Origin of the sequence: Prevotella veroralis, assembly GCF_018127765.1 — a bacterium.
In the GTDB taxonomy this organism is placed as follows: Bacteria; Bacteroidota; Bacteroidia; order Bacteroidales; family Bacteroidaceae; genus Prevotella; species Prevotella veroralis.
In genome coordinates this window covers 935,065-954,823 of sequence record NZ_CP072330.1, presented here as the reverse complement: position 1 = coordinate 954,823, position 19,759 = coordinate 935,065, and the positions used below count along the sequence as shown (strand labels likewise).

Genomic DNA, 19,759 nt, shown 5'->3' with positions numbered 1-19,759 from the left:
ACAAGTAACAGAAACTATAATATTAAAAGATAAGCTTATGAAACGAGTTGCGAAATTATTCTTAGCCCTTGCAGTAGTTGTAAGTCCTATGCTTTTTACAAGTTGTGATGACTATGATGATAATGGTTATTACTATCACAACGATTTAGTTAGTCGTGCAGTACGCAATTATCGTTATGATTATCCTAATGGTTCCGACTATTACACAGCTTATAACTGGTTTTATGCTAATTATCCAGAAGCCTATACCAATGAGTTCTATGCTTTCATGGATGCTATCGGCAGTAGCCGTAATGCTTATTGGAACAGCTATAATAACGGCAATTATAACTGGAATAACAATTACAATAACCAGTACAATTCCTCAAATAACCAACTAGTTGCAGTGGCTCAAACACTAACAGGTGAATGGGAAGGCGACATGATTTATGAGTACACTGATGATAAAACTCACCAGCGTGTGCGCGATCAATTTAAAGCTAACATGAAGTTCTTCCAGTATGACTCTTCTACAAATTCTTTAAGTGGTAATGGTGTTGAAGTTGATACTAACTCAAAGGGTGAAACACAAACGCTTAACTTCTCATGGTATGTGAACAATGATGGTAACATTTATATCAAATATACCAAAACAGGTACTATATTCGTATTGGATAAGAATAAAGGAAATGACGGCTTCCACTTAGGTTACGAACAGGGTAAAGGTTATGACACCTTCTTCGGTACAGGTTATAGTACAAATACCACTGACGTCCTCAAACTCGATCTTGCACGTCAGAGACCGGCTTCTGCTAAGGCTAGCACGCTCTCTACAAGAGTTGCAAGTCAATACACCTCATTTGGTAAGGCAACTCAGAATGATTTTGCGAAGTTCAAGGCAGATGCAGTTGATCGTCTACACGAGAGATAATAGCAGTAGAATCGCTTTTCTATAGCTTCATATATATTAATTAGAATCCCTCTGACTGAGAAGTTAGAGGGATTCTTTGCTTCAATAAATTGTTATAATTGTTTGATACACTTTCTTTTATGACAATTTTTTTGTACCTTTGCAGCCGTTTGACTTCATTGTTGGAATGGAATCATACGTGTGATTGAAAGTGAAATGAAGAAAAGTATTCAATTTTTAAAGGATTGGACCTTACCTGTATCGATAGCCACTGGTGCAGTATTATACCTTCTCTTTGCGTTTATCCCTGCATTGGACAACGCATCGGGCATCCTTGCTCCAGTATTCGAAGCTATCCTTCCCTTATTTATGTTCCTTGTCCTTTATGTCACTTTCTGTAAGGTTGATTACCATAAACTAATTCCCGTGAAGTGGCACTTGTGGGTAGGACTCTTCCAAATAGTTAGCGTAATTGTCATAGTTGGATGGATTATGTACTTCCACGCTACGGGTAAAGCTTTAATTCTTTTAGAAGCTATACTCACCTGTATTATAGGACCTTGCGCCTCAGCTGCTGCCGTCGTCACACAGAAAATTGGAGGTGACTTGACAGAGATGGTTACTTACACTTTCATTTCTAATTTCATTTGCGCTATTCTTATTCCAGTTTGTTTCCCTTTGATAGAAACGAACATGGGTCTTACCTTTACTGGAGCTTTCTTGCTCATTCTTAATAAAGTGAGTTTAGTGCTAATCGTACCGATGATATTGGCATATATTACAAAGCACTGGCACTTGTTACGCCCCCTCTATAGATGGATTATTAATGTGAATGATCTAAGTTATTATCTTTGGTGTGCCTCCTTACTGATTGTTTCTGGAACAACCGTTAAGAATATTGTCCATGCTAATGTAGGTGTTTCTTTCCTCTTACTCATAGCTATTTCGAGTTTGGTACTCTGTTTGTTACAATTTACGGCAGGGAAATCAATAGGAGCCTTCTTCCATAATGCAGTCAATTCTGGACAAGCTTTAGGTCAGAAGAATACAACCTTTGCCATTTGGATAGCCAACACCTATCTTAACCCGCTCTCCACGGTAGGACCAGGATGTTATATCCTTTGGCAGAACATTATTAACAGCGTTGAAATTTGGCATTACTCAAAGTCAAATAAACGCACTAATTAAAATATATTTTGTTGTGAAAAGTATTAAGTATTTAATAGCATTTATTTGTTTACTTTCCGTGCAAGTTATGAAAGCACAGAAAGGTATCGTAGACAACACAAACATTGATCAGGCAATGCGAACCAGGATGGATATTCAACCTGATGAAATGCCCGATCAGTCTATAAGCCAGAAGCCAATAGAAGACGTAAGCGAAATGTCTTTAGAAGCAAAGCCCGTTTCTTCTGTTCAGTCAACAACGCGTGTTGCTAATTCTCGCAATCAAGTTGTTTTACTAATTGGTGATTCTATGGTCGATGGGTTAGGTGCCCGTTTTAATGATTACGCAGTAAAGAATGGCTTTGAATTTCACTCTGTAGTATGGTATGGTAGTACCACGCGTAATTGGGCAAATACACAGGATCTTCAATATCAAATAGAGAAGTTCCGTCCAACCTATGTAATCATAAGTCTTGGAACAAACGACTTGGGCTATTACGACTTTACTAGACGTTCAGAGGCTATACAAACCATCTTAGATCATGTTGGTAATATCCCTTACGTATGGGTTGGACCATTATCATGGCGTAAGATAAAGAATAGAAACATTGTAAATGTAATTCGTGAGCGTACTGGTGCTGAACGTTTCTTTGATAGCAGTTCTATAGTTGCCGCTCGTATAGATGGTATTCATCCTACCCGCCAAGGTGCAGCACACTGGGTAGACAAGATAGTAGAATGGATGGGCGAGCCAGAACTTAATGCTAATCCGATAGAGATGGATAAACCAAATTTCACGACAAACTTTCATCATGATGAGAAGCATGGTATGAGTTATCATGGCAGACGCTAATAACGATCTATCACCAGAAACTTATTCTATCAATCAAGAACAAAGGACTCTTTAGAGCTCCTTTGTTTTTTGTTTCTATATGCTTAAAGTACAGCTGAACAATAAATTATAGTAAAAGTATATTCTAATTGGTATATATACCTGTATATCAATGTGATAATAACATCTACTGCACTTAAACTTTATCATTAATCGCCCCATAACTAAGAGCCGATCAGACCTTTAAGTTAAAGTGCAATATATGTTTAACTTAAAGTCCAAGACATGTTTAACTTAAAGTCCAAGACATGTTTAAGTTAAAGTACGAGACATGTTTAAGTTAAAGTGCAAGACATGTTTAAGTTAAAGTACAAGACATGTTTAAGTTAAAGTACAGAACATGTTTAACTTAGAGTACGATAGTTGCTCTATTTAGAGTATGAATTGACTTAAATTTAGGTGCCATAAGCTGAAAAACTCTCTTTAGCATTCGGCAATTATCTTTACATCTATATTCGTTCTAATAGATGATTAATTACCGTCCCATCGTGATATCAACCATTGTTCATCTTTATTTATGCACATTTTATTTTGTAATGTGCGAAGAAGTATGTACCTTTGCGCACATATTGAAGTAATGTGCAATGGAACAGATTTCGAGTTTTAATGAACTAGTAGAGAAGAGTATCATAAAGTTCTGGGACATGGATGCTCTTACAGATTACAAGGGTAAGACCCTTCAGTATCATGATGTTGCCAGAAAGATTGAAAAGCTACATATCATGTTTGAAGCGAGTGGTGTACAAAAAGGCGATAAGATAGCTTTATGTGGGCGCAACTCCTCGGCTTGGGCGGCTTCTTTCTTAGCCGTGTTGACCTATGGTGCAGTAGCTGTACCCATCTTGCATGAGTTTATGCCCGAACAAATACATAATATTGTAAACCATTCGGATGCTAAGCTTTTATTTGTTGGCGACGTTGTTGTAACCCAGATTGATGCTACAAAGATGCCAAAGCTGGAAGGTATTATTTATATTCCAGATTACTCCTTAGTAGTGAGCCGTACAGAGAAACTAACCTATGCTCGCGAACATCTTAATGAGGAGTTTGGGCGTCGTTACCCAAAGTATTTCCGACCAGAACATGTACATTACTATCGTGAGCAAAGTCCCGATGAATTGGCGTTAATTAACTATACAAGTGGTACTACTGGTCACTCGAAAGGAGTAATGCTTCCTTATCGTTCATTGTGGAGTAATACTGACTTTGCTAAACATGTACTTGGAGATGTCGTCAAACCTGGAAGTAATGTTATTAGCATACTCCCAATGGCACACATGTACGGCATGTCCTTTGAGTTCATTTATGAGTTCCTTTCAGGTGTCCACATCTATTACCTTACACGTATACCTTCGCCAGCTATAATCTCTCAAGCATTACAAGAAGTAAAGCCTATCATTATGATAGCTGTACCCCTTGTGATTGAAAAGATTATCCGCAAGAAAGTCTTCCCTAAGATTCAGAACAACAAGATGCGTTTGCTACTGAACATGCCTGTTATAAACAAGAAAGTTCGTGCAAAGATACGTGAGCAGGTTTATCAAGCATTCGGTGGCAATTTGTATGAAATTATCATCGGTGGAGCTGCACTTAATGGAGAGATCGAGAACTTCTTACGCATGATAGAGTTCCCTTATACTGTTGGCTATGGAGCTACAGAATGTGGACCAATCATTTGCTATCGTGATTGGCATACCTTTGCAAAAGGATCGTGCGGGCAGGCTGCACTTCATCAAGAGGTGCGCATAGATAGTCCTGATCCTGCTAATGTAGCTGGTGAGATTCTGACAAAGGGACCTAATGTTCTGCTGGGTTATTATAAGAATGAGGAAGATACTGCACGTACCATTGATAAGGAAGGTTGGTTCCACACAGGAGACCTCGGATTAATGGACGAGGATGGCAATGTATTTATAAAGGGACGTTCCAAGAACTTACTGCTCGGTAGTAACGGACAGAATATCTATCCTGAAGAGATTGAGGATAAGTTGAACTCTTTGGCACTAGTAAGTGAATGTTTGGTTATTCAGAAGGGCGAGAAACTTATAGCTTTGGTTCATCCGGACTATGACGAAGCACAGAGTCTTGGACTCAATGCGGAAGATATCAAGAATATAATGGAAGAAAACCGTACACAGTTGAATGCCATCATACCAGCTTATTGTAAGGTGTCAGAGATTCGTGTTCAAGAAGAAGAGTTTGAGAAAACCCCGAAGAAGTCTATTAAACGTTATCTCTATACAGAATAAAGTAAGTTTAAACTCTTATAGCACCTAAGGCGCTAATGACATAAGCCTAAAGTAGGAGTGTGTCGATAATATAAATAAAGGCAAATATCCTTGCCTATTCGTAGAATTATTGATTCATTGGATAGGCGAGGATGTTTGTCTTTATATGTATTTCTTACTTATTAAAATTTACATATAACCACTTCTATAATTGCTTTCATTTAAGGATGAAAACATAGCTGTTAACCTATTTCAATTAAAAAAGTCTTTAAAAAACAATACTAAGTTTTTATTTAATATAATTTAGACACAAATCTTCGCCCTATCCGCTTTTATGTAGTACTTTTGTGACTCGTTGAATGATACATAAAATACAATATAAATTGTGAGATAATGGCGGAATCTATTGATATTAGAGAGTTAAATGAGAGAATCGAACGGCAGAGTTCTTTTGTGACAGACCTTACGACAGGAATGAATCAAATAATAGTTGGACAAAAGCATTTAATTGATTCGTTACTGATATCTTTACTTAGTGATGGTCATATCCTATTAGAGGGTGTCCCTGGTCTAGCAAAGACACTTGCTATCAAGACGCTATCACAGCTCATTGATGTGCGTTATAGTCGTATTCAGTTTACTCCAGATTTGTTGCCTGCTGATGTTATTGGTACACAAATCTATTCACAAAAGGACGAAACATTCCACGTAAAGAAAGGACCTATATTCTCTAACTTTATACTTGCAGATGAGATTAACCGTGCGCCTGCAAAGGTCCAAAGTGCACTATTGGAAGCAATGCAAGAACATCAAGTAACCATTGGTGAATCTACATTCACCTTGCCTGATCCTTTCCTTGTTATGGCAACACAGAATCCAATAGAGCAAGAGGGTACTTATATGTTGCCAGAAGCACAAGTGGATCGATTCATGTTGAAGGTTGTTCTTGATTATCCAACATTAGATGAAGAGAAACTTGTTGTTCGAATGAATCTACAAGGCAATGCTCCCTTAATTCGTCCTGTTATTGGTACTAAAGAAATCCTTGAAGCAAGAAAGGTTGTTGAGGATGTTTACTTGGATGACAAGATTATGCAGTATATTACTGATATCGTCTTTGCTACAAGATATCCTGAACGTTATCAGTTAGCTGACTTAAAAGAGATGATAACCTTTGGTGGTAGTCCACGTGCAAGTATCAATCTTGCCAGAGCTAGCCGTGCATACGCCTTTATCAAGCACCGTGGCTATGTAGTGCCAGAAGATGTACGTGCTGTCGCACATGATGTTCTTCGTCACAGAATAGGTTTATCATACGAGGCAGAAGCTGCTAACTTAACTACAGAGACAATAGTTAGTGAGATTATTAACAAGGTGCAAGTACCTTAATGATTCTCGCTTCATTGTTAAGTGTATTGTAAGAAAAGATAGTTTTCATCATTGTATATGGATACAACTGAGTTACTAAAGAAAGTACGTAAAATAGAAATTAAAGCTCTAGGCTTAAGCCAGAATATATTTGCTGGTCAATATCATTCTGTCTTTAAGGGTAGAGGTATGGCGTTTTCTGAAGTACGCGAGTATCAGTATGGCGATGATGTTCGTGATATTGATTGGAATGTTACGGGTCGTTTTCATCGTCCTTACGTAAAAGTCTTTGAAGAAGAACGCGAACTTACTGTAATGTTGGTGATAGATGTGAGTGGTTCTTTAGATTTCGGTACCGCTGGACAACTTAAACGTGAATGTGTGACGGAGATTGCTGCTACATTAGCATTCTCGGCTATTCAAAACAATGATAAGATAGGGGTTATCTTCTTTTCTGATCACGTTGAGAAGTATATCCCACCCAAGAAGGGTAGGAAACATATTCTTTATTTAATTAGAGAGATGTTGACATTTACGCCAAATAGTAAGAAGACAGATGTTGGAGTAGGACTGGAATATCTTAATAAGGTTGTCAAACGTCGTTGTACAGCTTTTGTTATTAGCGATTTCTATACAAGGAAGGATTTTAGTCAGGAATTACGTATCACAAATAGAAAACATGACGTTGTTGCCATTCAAGTATATGACCCACGTGCAAAGGTAATGCCTGATGTCGGCTTGCTGAAAGTTATTGATGCAGAGACAGGACATGAGATGTATGTTGATACACATGATATTCGTGTTCGAAAGGCCCACAATACCTATTGGGAAGAGCGTGAACAGCGATTGCATGATACTTTAACGCAAAGTCACGTTGATAGTGTGGCTATAGCTACTAATGACGATTATGTCAAGATGTTGATAACGTTATTTTTAAAGAGAAGACGATGAAAAGGTTTTTGGTGATAATAGCGTTATTATCTATAGTTGGTGTCAGCTATGCACAGATAAATGTTAGAGCTAGTATTGATTCTACCCATATATTAATAGGTGGAAGAACTAGTTATAGTATTGTCGTAGATGTTCCCCGTGGTACAAAGGTTTCCTTTCCTAAACAGATTGTGCCAAAAGAGCATGCACAAGACTTGGAAGTGCTAAAGGTGAATCGTAGTGTTACGGATTCTTCTAATCATCAGTTGAATAAACGTACCTATGTATTGACGGCATGGAATGCAAAGCATTATACCATTCCTGCACAGAAGGTTGTTATTAATGGTAAGACGAGTTTGACGAAAGCCGTTAGCTTTGATGTTCGTTCTATTCCTGTTGATACGGTCAAGAATACCCCAATGCCACCTGATGATATTCAGCAGGTTAGCCTTACTTTTGCAGAGTGGCTTCCCGTCATCCTAATAGGGCTATTGATTCTTATTCTTTTGGGGCTTGCTTATTATCTCTATAAATCATTAAGTAGACGTAAGGTTAGTAAGAAGGAGCGTGTATTGTCTTCTTATGAACAAGCACTAAATGAGTTGGAAGAGATTCGCTCACAAATAAAGTCTTATTCAGATCAAAAGACCTATTATACGCATGTAACTGATGTCTTGAGAAGATATATTTCTAAGCGTTATAATTTTAATGCCTTAGAGATGACTTCTTCTGAAATCTTGGATAAACTACATGATGAATGTAAGGAGACAGATATTAAAGAGTTAGAAGAAATTTTCAATACAGTAGATCTCGTAAAGTTCGCAAAATACCAAACGGGTGAAAATGATAAGAACTACTATTTCGATAATGTAGTACGTTTCATAGAAACGACAAAGAAAGATGATATTGTTCCAATAGTTGACAAGACTGAGGAGACAAGGAGTCAGCGTACTCGTAAAATTATTAAGTTGGCTATCATATTATTATTAGTTTGTTCTGTGGCTCTGTTCATATATTTCGTGTCAGAGATTATAGGACTTCTAGTGTAATGTAAATTGAAGTAGAAATGGAATTTGCCAATAGTGGATACCTTCTTTTACTCATCTTGTTAATACCTTATTTATTATGGTATTTTCTTTGTGGTAAAGGTAAGGAACCAACCATAAAGATGAGCGATACATTCGCTTATCAACATATCTCAAAGAGTTGGAGGATTCGGATGATCCATCTTCCAATGTTTCTGCGTTGTCTAGTTTATACTTTGGTGGTCATTGTGTTAGCACGCCCACAAACGTATAACTCCTGGGATAATAAGGATGCTGAAGGAATTGATATCATGTTGACGATGGATATTTCAGCAAGTATGTTGACAGAAGATGTGTTCCCTAATCGTATAGAAGTGGCAAAAGAAGTGGCTTCAGATTTTATTAGTGGACGCCCTAATGATAACATCGGTCTGACGATATTTGCAGGAGAGGCTTTCACACAATGTCCAATGACAGTCGACCATGCCGCTTTATTAAATCTTCTTCATAATGTACGTACAGATTTAGTAGTGAAAGGATTAATACAGGATGGAACAGCTATTGGTATGGGACTTGCTAATTCGGTTAGTCGCTTAAAAGACTCGAAAGCAAAGAGTAAGGTTATAATTCTGTTGACTGATGGTAGTAATAATGTAGGTTCTATCTCTCCAATGACAGCTGCGTCTATAGCTAAGAAGTATGGTATAAGAATCTATACTATAGGTTTGGGTAAGGAGTCGGAAGGAGATTTAGGAGCAATAGACTATAAGACATTACAAAATATAGCTGTATCAACAAATGGAGAGTTTTACAGAGCGCAAAGTCAAGCTGAACTTTCCAAGATTTATCAAGATATTGATAAATTAGAGAAGACGAAATTGAGAGTAAAAGCTTATAGTCATTTGCATGAGGCTTATATGCCCTTTGCATGGCTTGCATTATTCATCTTCTGTTTAGATTTACTATTACGCCTGACGGTTTTTAGAAGATTACCATAAGTGATTTGCCTATATATAATAAGGTGAATAACTTATTTAATGTGATAAATGAAGAATGTTTAGATTTGATAATCCTACATATTTATGGTTGTTATTGCTGATACCTCTATTAGCAATGATTTATCTATATTCTCTTCGCCAAAGTAAACGTAGACTTAAACGATTTGGTTCGCTAAAGTTAATGCATCAATTATCTCCAATGGCAAGTCCAAGAAGGAAGTTGGTAAAGTTTGTTTTGGCAGAACTAATATTGACATTGCTTATATTGATAGTAGCTCGTCCACAGATTGGTAATAAGATCGCAAATAATACAAGTAGAGAGGGCATCGAAGTTATTATGGCGCTTGATATTAGTAACTCTATGCTGGCTACAGATGTTGTTCCTTCACGTTTAGATAAGAGTAAACTTATGGTTGAGGGACTCATGAATAAGTTTACAAAGAACAAACTAGGTTTAATCGTTTTTGCGGGCGACGCTTTTGTTCAACTACCGATAACGAGTGATTATGTTTCGGCAAAGATGTTCTTGGATAATATAAATCCTTCATTAATTGGAACACAAGGAACAGACATAGGTAAAGCGATTAACTTAGCTATGCACAGTTTTACACCTAATACTCAAACAGGTAAAGCGATAGTCGTCATTACAGATGGTGAAGATAATGAGGGAGGTGCAGAAGCTATGGCAAAACAAGCGCAAGAAAAGGGTATTAAGGTGTTTATACTTGGTATAGGTTCTACACAAGGAACTACCATTCCAATGCCTAATGGTGAGGACTTGAGGGATGCCAATGGTAATATTGTTAAGACACATCTCAATGAAGAAATGTGTAAGAAAATAGCAGATGCAGGGCACGGAGTATATATACACGTAGATAATAGTAGTGTTGCTGATGCCCTTCTGGAGAGAGAACTTGGAAAACTTCAAAAGGGAGAGATAAATAATGTTGTATATAGTGATTATGATGAACAATTCCAGGCGTTTGCACTACTTGCTGTCTTATCACTCATCATTGATGTCTTTATTCTAGAAAGAAAGAGAAAGTATTAAATAAGTATATGTTTAAGCGGCTTTATTTTATAGTATGTCTTTTGATGATATCGTTTGTTACGCTCAATGCTCAAACGAGTAATCAGTTAATTAGGAAAGGGAATAAGAACTTTTCCTCAAAGAACTATGCGCAAGCTGAGGTCTTTTATCGTAAGGCTATCGATAAGGAACCTAATAATGCTATTGGCAATTATAATTTAGCTAGATGTTTACAGGCGCAACATAAGAATGCAGAAGCAAAAAAGATTTACGAGAAAGCGGCTAAATTAGAAACAGATCCTATTCGCCAGGCTAGTAGCTATAATAATCTTGGTACTATTTATCAAGGAGAGAAAAACTATAGTAAGGCTATTGATTATTATAAGAAGGCAATGCGTGATAACCCTTCTCATAATAACGCACGTTATAACTTCGAGTTATGTCAACGTCAGCAGAAGAAACAGAATAATAAGAAGAACTCTGGTGGCTCTAAAAATAATCAGAATAAAAACAAACAAAATAAGAATCAATCGAACAAAGATAATAAACAGAAGAAGAAGGATAATTCTCAGCAAAAGCCTCAAAACAATAATAATGGGATGAGCAAGAGTAATGCTGAACAATTATTGAATGCGGCTATGCAGCAGGAAAAGGAAACCCAAAAGAGGTTGGCAAAGGCAATGCAACAACCTTCGGATAAAAAACTTGATAAAAATTGGTAACTATTAGAAATATGAAGCGATATATATTTTTACTTTTCATACTTTTATGTACGCTTGGAATGAAGGCACAATATGTTCGTGTCGTAGCTCCTAAGCATGTATCAGTGGGAGAAGAGTTCCAAGTTGAATATACAGTATATACTCAGGATGTTCGTAGATTTCAGTTAGGTAGATTATCTAATGGACTTGAGAAAGTATATGGACCAGCAACATCCTCTCAGTCTAATTATCAGTTTATTAATGGTCATGCTAGTAGTTCCTCTACAGTCACGTTTGCGTATGTCTTTGTGGCTACAAAAAAGGGTAACCTTGGGATAGGACCAGCGAAGATTGTAGTTAATGGTCAAGAGATTGCATCTACGCCTGTAAGAATTAATGTATCTGGTAATGCAAAGGGAGCTTATGCTTCTTCAAAAGGAAGTTACAATGACGTTCAAGATGATCCACGTTCTTCCTCCTCACACATTAGCTCTAAAGATTTATTCATTAAGGTTTCTGCAAATAAAACAACAGTTTACGAACAGGAACCAGTCCTTTTAACTTATAAAGTTTATACAACAAAGAATCTGCGTCAGTTAATTGGTAAAATGCCTGATTTAACGGGGTTCCACGTTCAAGAAGTTAATTTGCCACAACAAAAAACTTTCCATAAAGAGCGTGTAGGTAATCGAGTTTATAATTGTGTTACATGGAGTAAGTATGTCATGTACCCACAGATGACAGGCACTTTAAAAGTACCTGCTTTGACTTTCCATGGCTTAGTTCAAGAGAGTAATAATTTTAATCCATTTGAAGCCTTTGGTATTAATGATGGTATCACGAATATAAAGAAAGATATTCTTGCTTCTGGATTGTCGATAAAAGTTTTACCATTACCAACTCAGCCTTCTGATTTCTCTGGAGGTGTTGGCCATTTTAACCTTTCTGGACAATTAAATAAGAAAGAAGTAAAAGCTGGTGATCCTGTTTCTATTCGTGTTGTAGTAAGTGGAGCTGGTAATCTGAAATTAATAAAACAACCTATTATTCAGATACCTAAAGGTTTTGAAAAATACGATGTGAAGATTACCGACAAGACACAATTAACAGAGAATGGAGTTGAAGGAAATATAATTTATGACCAAGTTATTGTTCCTCAACAAGAAGGAGTTGTTTCCATTCCTCCAGTTAAATTTGTTTATTATGATTTGGTTCAGCATAAGTATGTTACCCTTCAGACTTCTCCGATGGAATTGAAGGTTATGCGAGGTGATGGTAGTTCTAAAGATATTTTATCAGTAGATTTACCTAATGAAGATATTTTACCTTTGAAGGTTGGGGATAGTGCATTGGATAAGGTAGGTCATTTCTTCTTTGGTTCTATTCCATATTATATTATTCTTTTGTTACTACTTGTTAGTGGATCTATTTTAGCTTATAGATATAAGGATCGTTTCGCTCATCGTGTTGATATGGTTCTCAAGCGAGGAAAAAATGCAAGTAGGATAGCTACTTCTCGCTTGCATTCAGCTAATCTATTAAAGATGAAAGGGAGAAATATAGAGTTCTATGATGAAATCTTACAAGCACTTTGGGGCTATGTTGGTGATAAATTAAATCTCCCAATCGAACAATTGTCACGTGATAATATTAGTGAGCAATTAACGGCTATTAATGTTCCAATGGAGGTTATTGACAAGTTCATTACGGCTATTGATGAATGTGAGTATGAGCGTTATGCTCCAGGAAATGAGAAAGGTAATATGCAAAAGACATTTGATGTAGCAATGGAAGCCATTTCAGATATGGAAGAAACGATTAAAAAAGCAAAGGTTCAGAAGTCTAAGAATAATAATATTCTTTCCTTCTTGATTATAGCTTTATTAGCTCTCCCTATCCATGCTTTCTCTCAAACTAAGTCAGATGTTGACAAATTATATCAAAAGGGAAACTATGCACAAGCAGTAAAAGGATATGAAAAGTTATTAGAGCAAGGCGAGTCTGCGGCTTTATACTATAATTTAGGAGATTGTTATTATCGTCTCGATAATATACCTCATGCCGTACTAGCTTATGAACGTGCCCAACGTTTGGCACCTAGTGATGATGACATTCGTTTTAATCTACAGTTGGCTCAATCAAAAACAATTGATAAGTTAACGCCAGAATCTGAAATGTTTTTCGTTACTTGGTATAAGGCTCTTGTAAATCTATTAAGTGTAGATAGTTGGGCTTATTTGAGTCTTATTTCTCTATTTCTGGCTTTAGTATCTTTAGTGGTATATATTTTTGTAGAGAAAGAACTTCTACAGAAATTGTCAAGAGGAACACTCCCTTTATTTTTTGCCCTATTTATTCTTACCACATTCTTTGCTATCCAACAAGTATGTTTGTTAGATGCAAGTAATCATGGTATCATAATGTTACCATCAGCTGTAGTAAGAGAAACACCTGATCAAAAGTCTAAAGAGATATTCATTCTTCATGAAGGGTCTAAAGTAAAGATTACTGATCAAGGTTTGAGTAAATGGACAGGTGTTCAACTTAATGATGGACGACAAGGTTGGGTACAAACCTCTTGTATTGAAGCAATTTAATAAGTTATATATATAAGTTTATTAGTCATTAATTTTGTATGAGTTTTGAAGCCTTACATACAATTGATAAGTGCGTACTACTTACTCTGAATGGAAGCAATAATTTGTTTCTAGACAACCTAGTCGTGACTTTGACTTCTGCCTATACGTGGATATTGTTGTATGGAGCTTTACTTTATTTAGTTATAAAAAATAATGAAAATTGGTGGAAGATAATGCTTATTGTCGGTACCATAGGAATAGGATTATTGATTGTTGATGGTGTGAATCTTGGCATTGTAAAACCCCTTATTGCACGCCCACGCCCTTTAAAGAGTCCTGAATTACAAGGAATCGTTCAATCAGCAAATGGTTATTATGCAAGCGGATATAGCTTTTTCTCTTCCCATACGGCAAATGCTTTTCTAATAGCTGTATTCTTTAGTTTGTTAGTGCGTGATAAGATTTTTTCTTGTTTTATGTTCTTGTGGGCAATAATCGTATCATTAACTCGTCCATATTTGGGTGTACATTATCCTTCAGATATATTTGTTGGTGCAATTTTTGGAAGTACAATTGCCATTCTCATTTATTTTTTATATCTTCGCATTTATATTCGATTCAGTGATAAACTTCATTATATTTCTACACGGTACACCCGCACGGGCTATAGCTTTGCAGATATAGACCTTGTCTTAACAGTACTTGTATTAACATTTATCTATGTGGTATTTCGTGCTTTATTATTAATATAAAAACCATATTATGTCTGAAGATACAAAACATATTAGCATTTCTGATTACAACTATCCACTCCCCGATGAGCGCATCGCCAAATTTCCATTGACTGAGCGCGACCATAGCAAGTTATTGCTTTATAAGCATGGTGATGTATCGGAGGACATTTTTTATAATCTTCCTGAATATTTGCCTAAAGGTGCGTTGATGGTTTTCAATAATACGAAAGTCATTCAGGCACGTATGCACTTTCGTAAGGAGACGGGAGCCCTCATAGAGGTATTCTTAATGGAACCAGCACAGCCAACAGATTATGAATTGATGTTTCAAACAAATCACGAGTGTGCATGGCTTTGTATGGTTGGCAACCTTAAGAAGTGGAAAGAAGGTGCATTAAAGCGTGCATTTGAAATCAAAGGGCAAAAGCTAACACTCACCGCAACAATGGACCGCAGTAAGGTGCAGGAGCAAGCTGGTGGAACCAATCATTGGATTCAATTTGAGTGGGATAATACAAATATATCATTTGCTGAGATTCTTGAAGCCGTAGGTGAATTACCTATTCCTCCATATCTTAACCGTGCTACAGAGGAAAGTGATAAGGAAACTTATCAAACCGTATATTCAAAGATTAAAGGCTCAGTGGCAGCACCTACGGCTGGTCTTCACTTTACTGATAAGGTGCTTAAGGCTTTGGATGAGCATGGTGTTGATCGTGAGGAACTTACCCTTCATGTGGGGGCAGGAACTTTCAAGCCAGTAAAGAGTCATGAAATAGAAGGTCATAATATGCACACAGAGTTTATTATTGTACGTCGTCAGACGCTTATAAAGCTCTTAAAACATAAATGCCGAGCTATAGCTGTTGGCACTACTAGTGTTAGAACTCTGGAGAGCCTATATTATATGGGAGTAAAGCTCGTATCTAACAATAATGCTACCGAGGATGATTTGCATGTAAATCAATGGGAACCTTATGATTTACCTCATAATTCTGACGGATTAGTCAAAGTCAATGGGAAGGTTATCTCTGTGGAAGAATCAATCCAAAATCTGTTGGATTATCTTGATAGAGATGGCTTAAATGCCCTCCATTCCAGTACTCAAATTATTATTGCTCCAGGTTATACTTATAAGATCGTAAAGGCATTGATAACAAACTTCCACCAACCACAATCAACTTTATTATTATTGGTTAGTGCGTTTGTCAAGGGCGATTGGCGTAAGATTTATGATTATGCACTTAGTCATGATTTTCGATTCTTGAGTTATGGTGATTCTTCATTACTGATACCATAACCTAATATTTATTCAAAAAGAAAGATAAGCAATGAAAATAGGAGACAAAGTCCGATTTCTTAGTGATACAGGTGGTGGATTTATTGCTGGTATTAAAGGAAAGATAGTGCTGGTAGAAGACGAAGATGGATTTCAGATACCAACCCCTATAAATGAGATTGTTATCGTGGATGATAGTGCTACTGATCGTGCAAAGATGCGTATTGATCAGCACCAGCGAGGGATGGAAGATGGTAAGGATAATCGGAGTATTAAGCAAAGATTAAGTACTTCTAGTGTTGATGATGAAGGCAATGAAGATTGGCGTAATGTTGATACAGATATTACGTTGGATGATGACCCTTCTCTCAATTTTGAAGCTCCAGTGAAAGAACGTGTAGGTGGAGACGAGTTATCTCTCTATCTTGCCTTTGTTCCGCATGACACAAAGGCTTTATCAACTTCAAATTTTAAGTCTTATCTTATTAATGATTCTAATTATTATGTTCATTTTTCTTATTTGATAAAGGCGGAAGATAAATGGAATCTTAAAGCGGTTGGAGAGTTGGAACCTAATATGAAGTTATTGATAGAAAACTTCACTTTAGCCGACCTTAACGATATGCTTCATGGTTGTATTCAGCTCCATGCATATAAGCGTGATAAGACGTTTGAATTAAAGCCAACCTGTGATATTCAAGTTAATATTGACGCTGTAAAGTTTTACAAGTTGAACACATTCCGTGACAATCTCTTTTTTGATGAACCCGCTTTAATCTATACATTGGTAGAGAATGATAAGTTAAAAGAAAATCAGATGGTCGAGGCTTTAAGAGTGAAGGATGAAGCCATATCTAAAGCCTCATTAACCAGTCTCAACACTTCGAATCATTCGGAAGATGTAAAGATAGAGGAGAAGGCAAAAAAGCTCGCTAATCCTTACAAGTCGAAGAGCCCTCGTTTAGCAAAACAAATGCTTAATGACGATAAGATAGTGATAGATCTTCATGCGGATAAATTACTCGAAACTACTACAGGAATGTCATCAAGCGATATTCTTGAATATCAGCTTGATACCTTTCGTCGTATTATAGAACAATATAAGAGTCAGAAAGGAAAGAAAATAATATTTATCCATGGTAAGGGTGAAGGAGTCTTGCGTCATGCACTTATTCATGAACTTAATTATAAGTATAAGCATTTTTCTTATCAGGATGCTTCCTTCCGAGAATATGGTTATGGAGCTACCCAAGTAACAATAAAATAATCAAACAAGTGCATTTATGAAATATGGTCTTATAAAGGTGGCTGCTGCTATTCCTTCTGTTAGAGTGGCAGATACTCAATTTAATCTTGCTGAGATTGAAAAGCAAATCGCTATAGCGGATGGGAAAGGCGTTGAGATTATAGCCTTTCCAGAACTATCTTTGACAGGATATTCTTGCCAGGATCTATTCCACCAGCAATTGCTTTTAGATAATGTTGAGCAAGCCATTTTATCTTTACTTGATTTCACTCGAAAGTTAGATATTATCACCATCGTAGGGGCACCAGTAGCTGTAGGTTCATTGCTTTTAAATTGTGCTTTGGTTATTCAGCAGGGTAAATTATTAGGTATAGTGGCTAAGACTTACCTTCCCAATTATAGCGAGTTTTATGAGAAGCGTTGGTTTGCGTCTTCTCAAGATCTTCGTCCTAAGCGGATCCACTTTGCTGGTCATCATATACTTGTGACGCCAGATATGCAAATTTTCCGCACTCCTCAAGGGGCGAAGTTTGGTATAGAAATATGTGAGGATGTATGGGCTCCAACCCCACCTAGTAATCATCTTACTTTGGCTGGAGCTGAAATTATCTTTAATCTTTCTGCCAGTGATGAGCTGCTAGGCAAGCATCGTTATTTAAAATCTCTATTGTCTCAACAGAGTGCACGAACCATCTGTGGCTATGTTTATAGTGGATGTGGATTTGGAGAAAGCACGCAAGATGTTGTCTATGGAGGGAATGCCTTTGTCTATGAGAATGGCTTATTGTTAGAGCAGTCAAAGCGTTTTCAGATAGAACCACAATTAGTTATCTCCGAGATTGATGTCGAAAGGTTAAGAGGTGAGCGTCGAACGAATAGCACCTTTGTGAATGCTCAACGTCCAACCGCCACAGGTCTATCGGGCATTAGTGGGCATTATGGCGAATTAGCATTAACCGTTGATTGTCAGTTACAGATATGTCCAGAGCGTGAGTTCTCTTTAACCCGCCAGTTCGAACAACATCCTTTCGTTCCTAGCACGGAAAACATGAAAGATGCTTGTGACGAGATTCTCAACATTCAGGTTAGCGGTTTGGCGAAACGTTTGGTTCACACGAACTGTAAGAGGATTATAGTTGGTATTAGTGGAGGATTAGATTCTACTTTAGCCTTACTGGTTGCTGTGAAGACCTTCGACACGTTGGGCTTTGATCGCAAAGACATAATAGGAGTAACGATGCCCGGCTTCGGTACCACAGATCGCACCTATCAAAACGCCATTACGCTTATGAAAGATCTTGGTGTTACGATTCGTGAAATCAACATAGCTTCATCCGTATTACAACACTTCAAGGATATTGAACATGATGCCAGTGTTCATGATGTGACTTATGAAAATTCGCAAGCTCGTGAGCGTACGCAAATCTTGATGGACCTCAGTAATCAGCTAGGAGGCTTAGTCTTGGGAACAGGCGATCTCAGCGAGTTAGCTTTAGGCTGGTGCACTTATAATGGTGATCACATGAGTATGTATGCTGTCAATGTGAGTGTGCCTAAGACGCTTACCCAATTCCTCGTTCGTTATGTGGCAGAGAGTGGGGTAGGCGAGAGTACCCGTCACACATTGATTGATATTGTTGACACCCCCATCTCTCCAGAGTTAACGCCTGCCGATGAAAAGGGAGATATTGCCCAAAAGACGGAGGATATTGTGGGGCCTTACGAATTGCATGATTTCTTCCTTTATTATGTTCTTCGCTGTGGTTTCCGCCCCTCTAAAATCTACTGGTTAGCCCAAAATGCTTTCCATGATGTCTATGCCGATGGTGTAATTTTACATTGGTTACGCATTTTCTTCTGTCGATTCTTCTCACAGCAATTCAAGCGTTCCTGCTTGCCAGACGGTCCAAAGGTGGGCAGTGTAAGCCTCTCCCCACGTGGTGATTGGCGGATGCCTACGGATGCCATGTCGACGGATTGGCTCAATGAGTTGGAAGGACTAGTATGATAAGGAAGCTATTTTTGTTGATAATATTACATTTGATTCCCCTATGCGTGTTGGCACAGGGGAATCCTTTAGTCCATATCCCAATTACAGAATTACTCCAGTACCAAGTCCAGAAGGGTAAGCACAATGCAACACCTTATTCCTTTAGTAAATATGGACTTCGACAGATTCGGACAGAGCTTGTTGTCAATACCGGTGATTCACGCCAATTATGGGGATGGCACGTAACGCCAAATACTGATTTCGATCAATCTCGCCAACCACTTTATCGTATCTTTTCAAAAGTAGACAATAGTAGCATTGCTGTTATTGATGACAAAGCTGGGACACTGCAAATTATCTTTTGGGATAAAGCGTACTATCTATATTTCGCAAAAGATTTACGCTCTCATGGCTTCTATTTACATCCCAAGAAACCATCTCAAAACATTCTTCGTTTTCTCCGTAAGGACTGTTCCGTTGGAGTAGACGTGACAGTATGGGTTGATATGTATATTTTTACCCTCTTCACCGTCTGATATTCTTCATTAGCCACGAGGCTTAATTGTTAACAATAACGAAATATACTTCCGTGCCCCATGAGGCTGACACCCAGCTTTACAAGTCCTATTTCTGTGCATTTTAATGTCAACATAAGAAACACCAAAAATCTTCGCGAAGAAAATCGAAATTCTTCGCGAAGAAA

Annotated in this window: 16 protein-coding genes; all 16 read left to right on the top strand. The window is 37.4% G+C overall.

Translation table 11 applies throughout. The features are described from left to right. The first annotated feature begins 37 nt into the window (after nt 1-37). The 16 genes from J5A55_RS03990 to J5A55_RS03915 all read left to right on the top strand — a co-directional run bounded on the left by J5A55_RS03990 (nt 38) and on the right by J5A55_RS03915 (nt 19,592). Nucleotides 38-910, top strand: coding sequence for a hypothetical protein (locus tag J5A55_RS03990; protein WP_004383669.1), 873 nt, complete (start codon nt 38-40; stop codon nt 908-910). A gap of 195 nt (nt 911-1,105) precedes the next feature. Further along, on the top strand, nt 1,106-2,077 hold the full coding sequence (locus tag J5A55_RS03985) for a bile acid:sodium symporter family protein (RefSeq protein ID WP_004383668.1): 972 nt from the start codon (nt 1,106-1,108) through the stop codon (nt 2,075-2,077). Nucleotides 2,078-2,144: 67 nt separating this feature from the next. Then, a complete protein-coding gene (locus J5A55_RS03980; protein ID WP_234396081.1) occupies nt 2,145-2,909 on the top strand; it encodes an SGNH/GDSL hydrolase family protein in 765 nt (254 codons plus the stop codon). A gap of 623 nt (nt 2,910-3,532) precedes the next feature. Beyond that, on the top strand, nt 3,533-5,197 hold the full coding sequence (locus tag J5A55_RS03975; RefSeq protein WP_004383666.1) for an AMP-binding protein: 1,665 nt from the start codon (nt 3,533-3,535) through the stop codon (nt 5,195-5,197). A 372-nt stretch (nt 5,198-5,569) separates the two neighbouring features. Then, nucleotides 5,570-6,565 carry an AAA family ATPase gene (locus J5A55_RS03970; RefSeq protein WP_004383665.1) on the top strand — a complete coding sequence of 332 codons (996 nt, stop codon included), beginning with the start codon at nt 5,570-5,572 and terminating at the stop codon, nt 6,563-6,565. Between the two features lie 57 nt (nt 6,566-6,622). After that, complete coding sequence (locus J5A55_RS03965) at nt 6,623-7,495, top strand: DUF58 domain-containing protein (RefSeq protein ID WP_004383664.1); 873 nt, start codon at nt 6,623-6,625, stop codon at nt 7,493-7,495. Continuing rightward, nucleotides 7,492-8,523 carry a DUF4381 family protein gene (locus tag J5A55_RS03960; RefSeq protein WP_004383663.1) on the top strand — a complete coding sequence of 344 codons (1,032 nt, stop codon included), beginning with the start codon at nt 7,492-7,494 and terminating at the stop codon, nt 8,521-8,523. Before J5A55_RS03965 ends, J5A55_RS03960 begins: the two co-directional genes overlap by 4 nt. Before the next feature lie 17 nt (nt 8,524-8,540). Continuing rightward, on the top strand, nt 8,541-9,497 hold the full coding sequence (locus tag J5A55_RS03955) for a vWA domain-containing protein (protein ID WP_004383659.1): 957 nt from the start codon (nt 8,541-8,543) through the stop codon (nt 9,495-9,497). Nucleotides 9,498-9,552: 55 nt separating this feature from the next. Further along, complete coding sequence (locus J5A55_RS03950; RefSeq protein WP_004383658.1) at nt 9,553-10,548, top strand: VWA domain-containing protein; 996 nt, start codon at nt 9,553-9,555, stop codon at nt 10,546-10,548. Between the two features lie 8 nt (nt 10,549-10,556). Further along, nucleotides 10,557-11,249, top strand: coding sequence for a tetratricopeptide repeat protein (locus J5A55_RS03945; RefSeq protein WP_004383657.1), 693 nt, complete (start codon nt 10,557-10,559; stop codon nt 11,247-11,249). Nucleotides 11,250-11,260: 11 nt separating this feature from the next. Then, on the top strand, nt 11,261-13,825 hold the full coding sequence (locus J5A55_RS03940) for a BatD family protein (protein WP_004383656.1): 2,565 nt from the start codon (nt 11,261-11,263) through the stop codon (nt 13,823-13,825). Between the two features lie 38 nt (nt 13,826-13,863). Beyond that, complete coding sequence (locus tag J5A55_RS03935) at nt 13,864-14,559, top strand: phosphatase PAP2 family protein (protein ID WP_004383655.1); 696 nt, start codon at nt 13,864-13,866, stop codon at nt 14,557-14,559. Nucleotides 14,560-14,569: 10 nt separating this feature from the next. Continuing rightward, nucleotides 14,570-15,841, top strand: a complete 1,272-nt coding sequence (locus tag J5A55_RS03930) for an S-adenosylmethionine:tRNA ribosyltransferase-isomerase (protein ID WP_004383654.1) — start codon at nt 14,570-14,572, stop codon at nt 15,839-15,841. A 31-nt stretch (nt 15,842-15,872) separates the two neighbouring features. Next, entirely contained in the window at nt 15,873-17,087 is a 1,215-nt protein-coding gene (locus J5A55_RS03925) for a DUF2027 domain-containing protein (RefSeq protein WP_004383653.1), read from the top strand. Between the two features lie 16 nt (nt 17,088-17,103). Beyond that, entirely contained in the window at nt 17,104-19,074 is a 1,971-nt protein-coding gene (locus J5A55_RS03920) for an NAD(+) synthase (RefSeq protein WP_004383652.1), read from the top strand. Next, nucleotides 19,071-19,592 carry a hypothetical protein gene (locus J5A55_RS03915; protein ID WP_004383651.1) on the top strand — a complete coding sequence of 174 codons (522 nt, stop codon included), beginning with the start codon at nt 19,071-19,073 and terminating at the stop codon, nt 19,590-19,592. The genes J5A55_RS03920 and J5A55_RS03915 overlap by 4 nt, the downstream gene beginning before the upstream one ends. Nucleotides 19,593-19,759 lie beyond the last annotated feature (167 nt).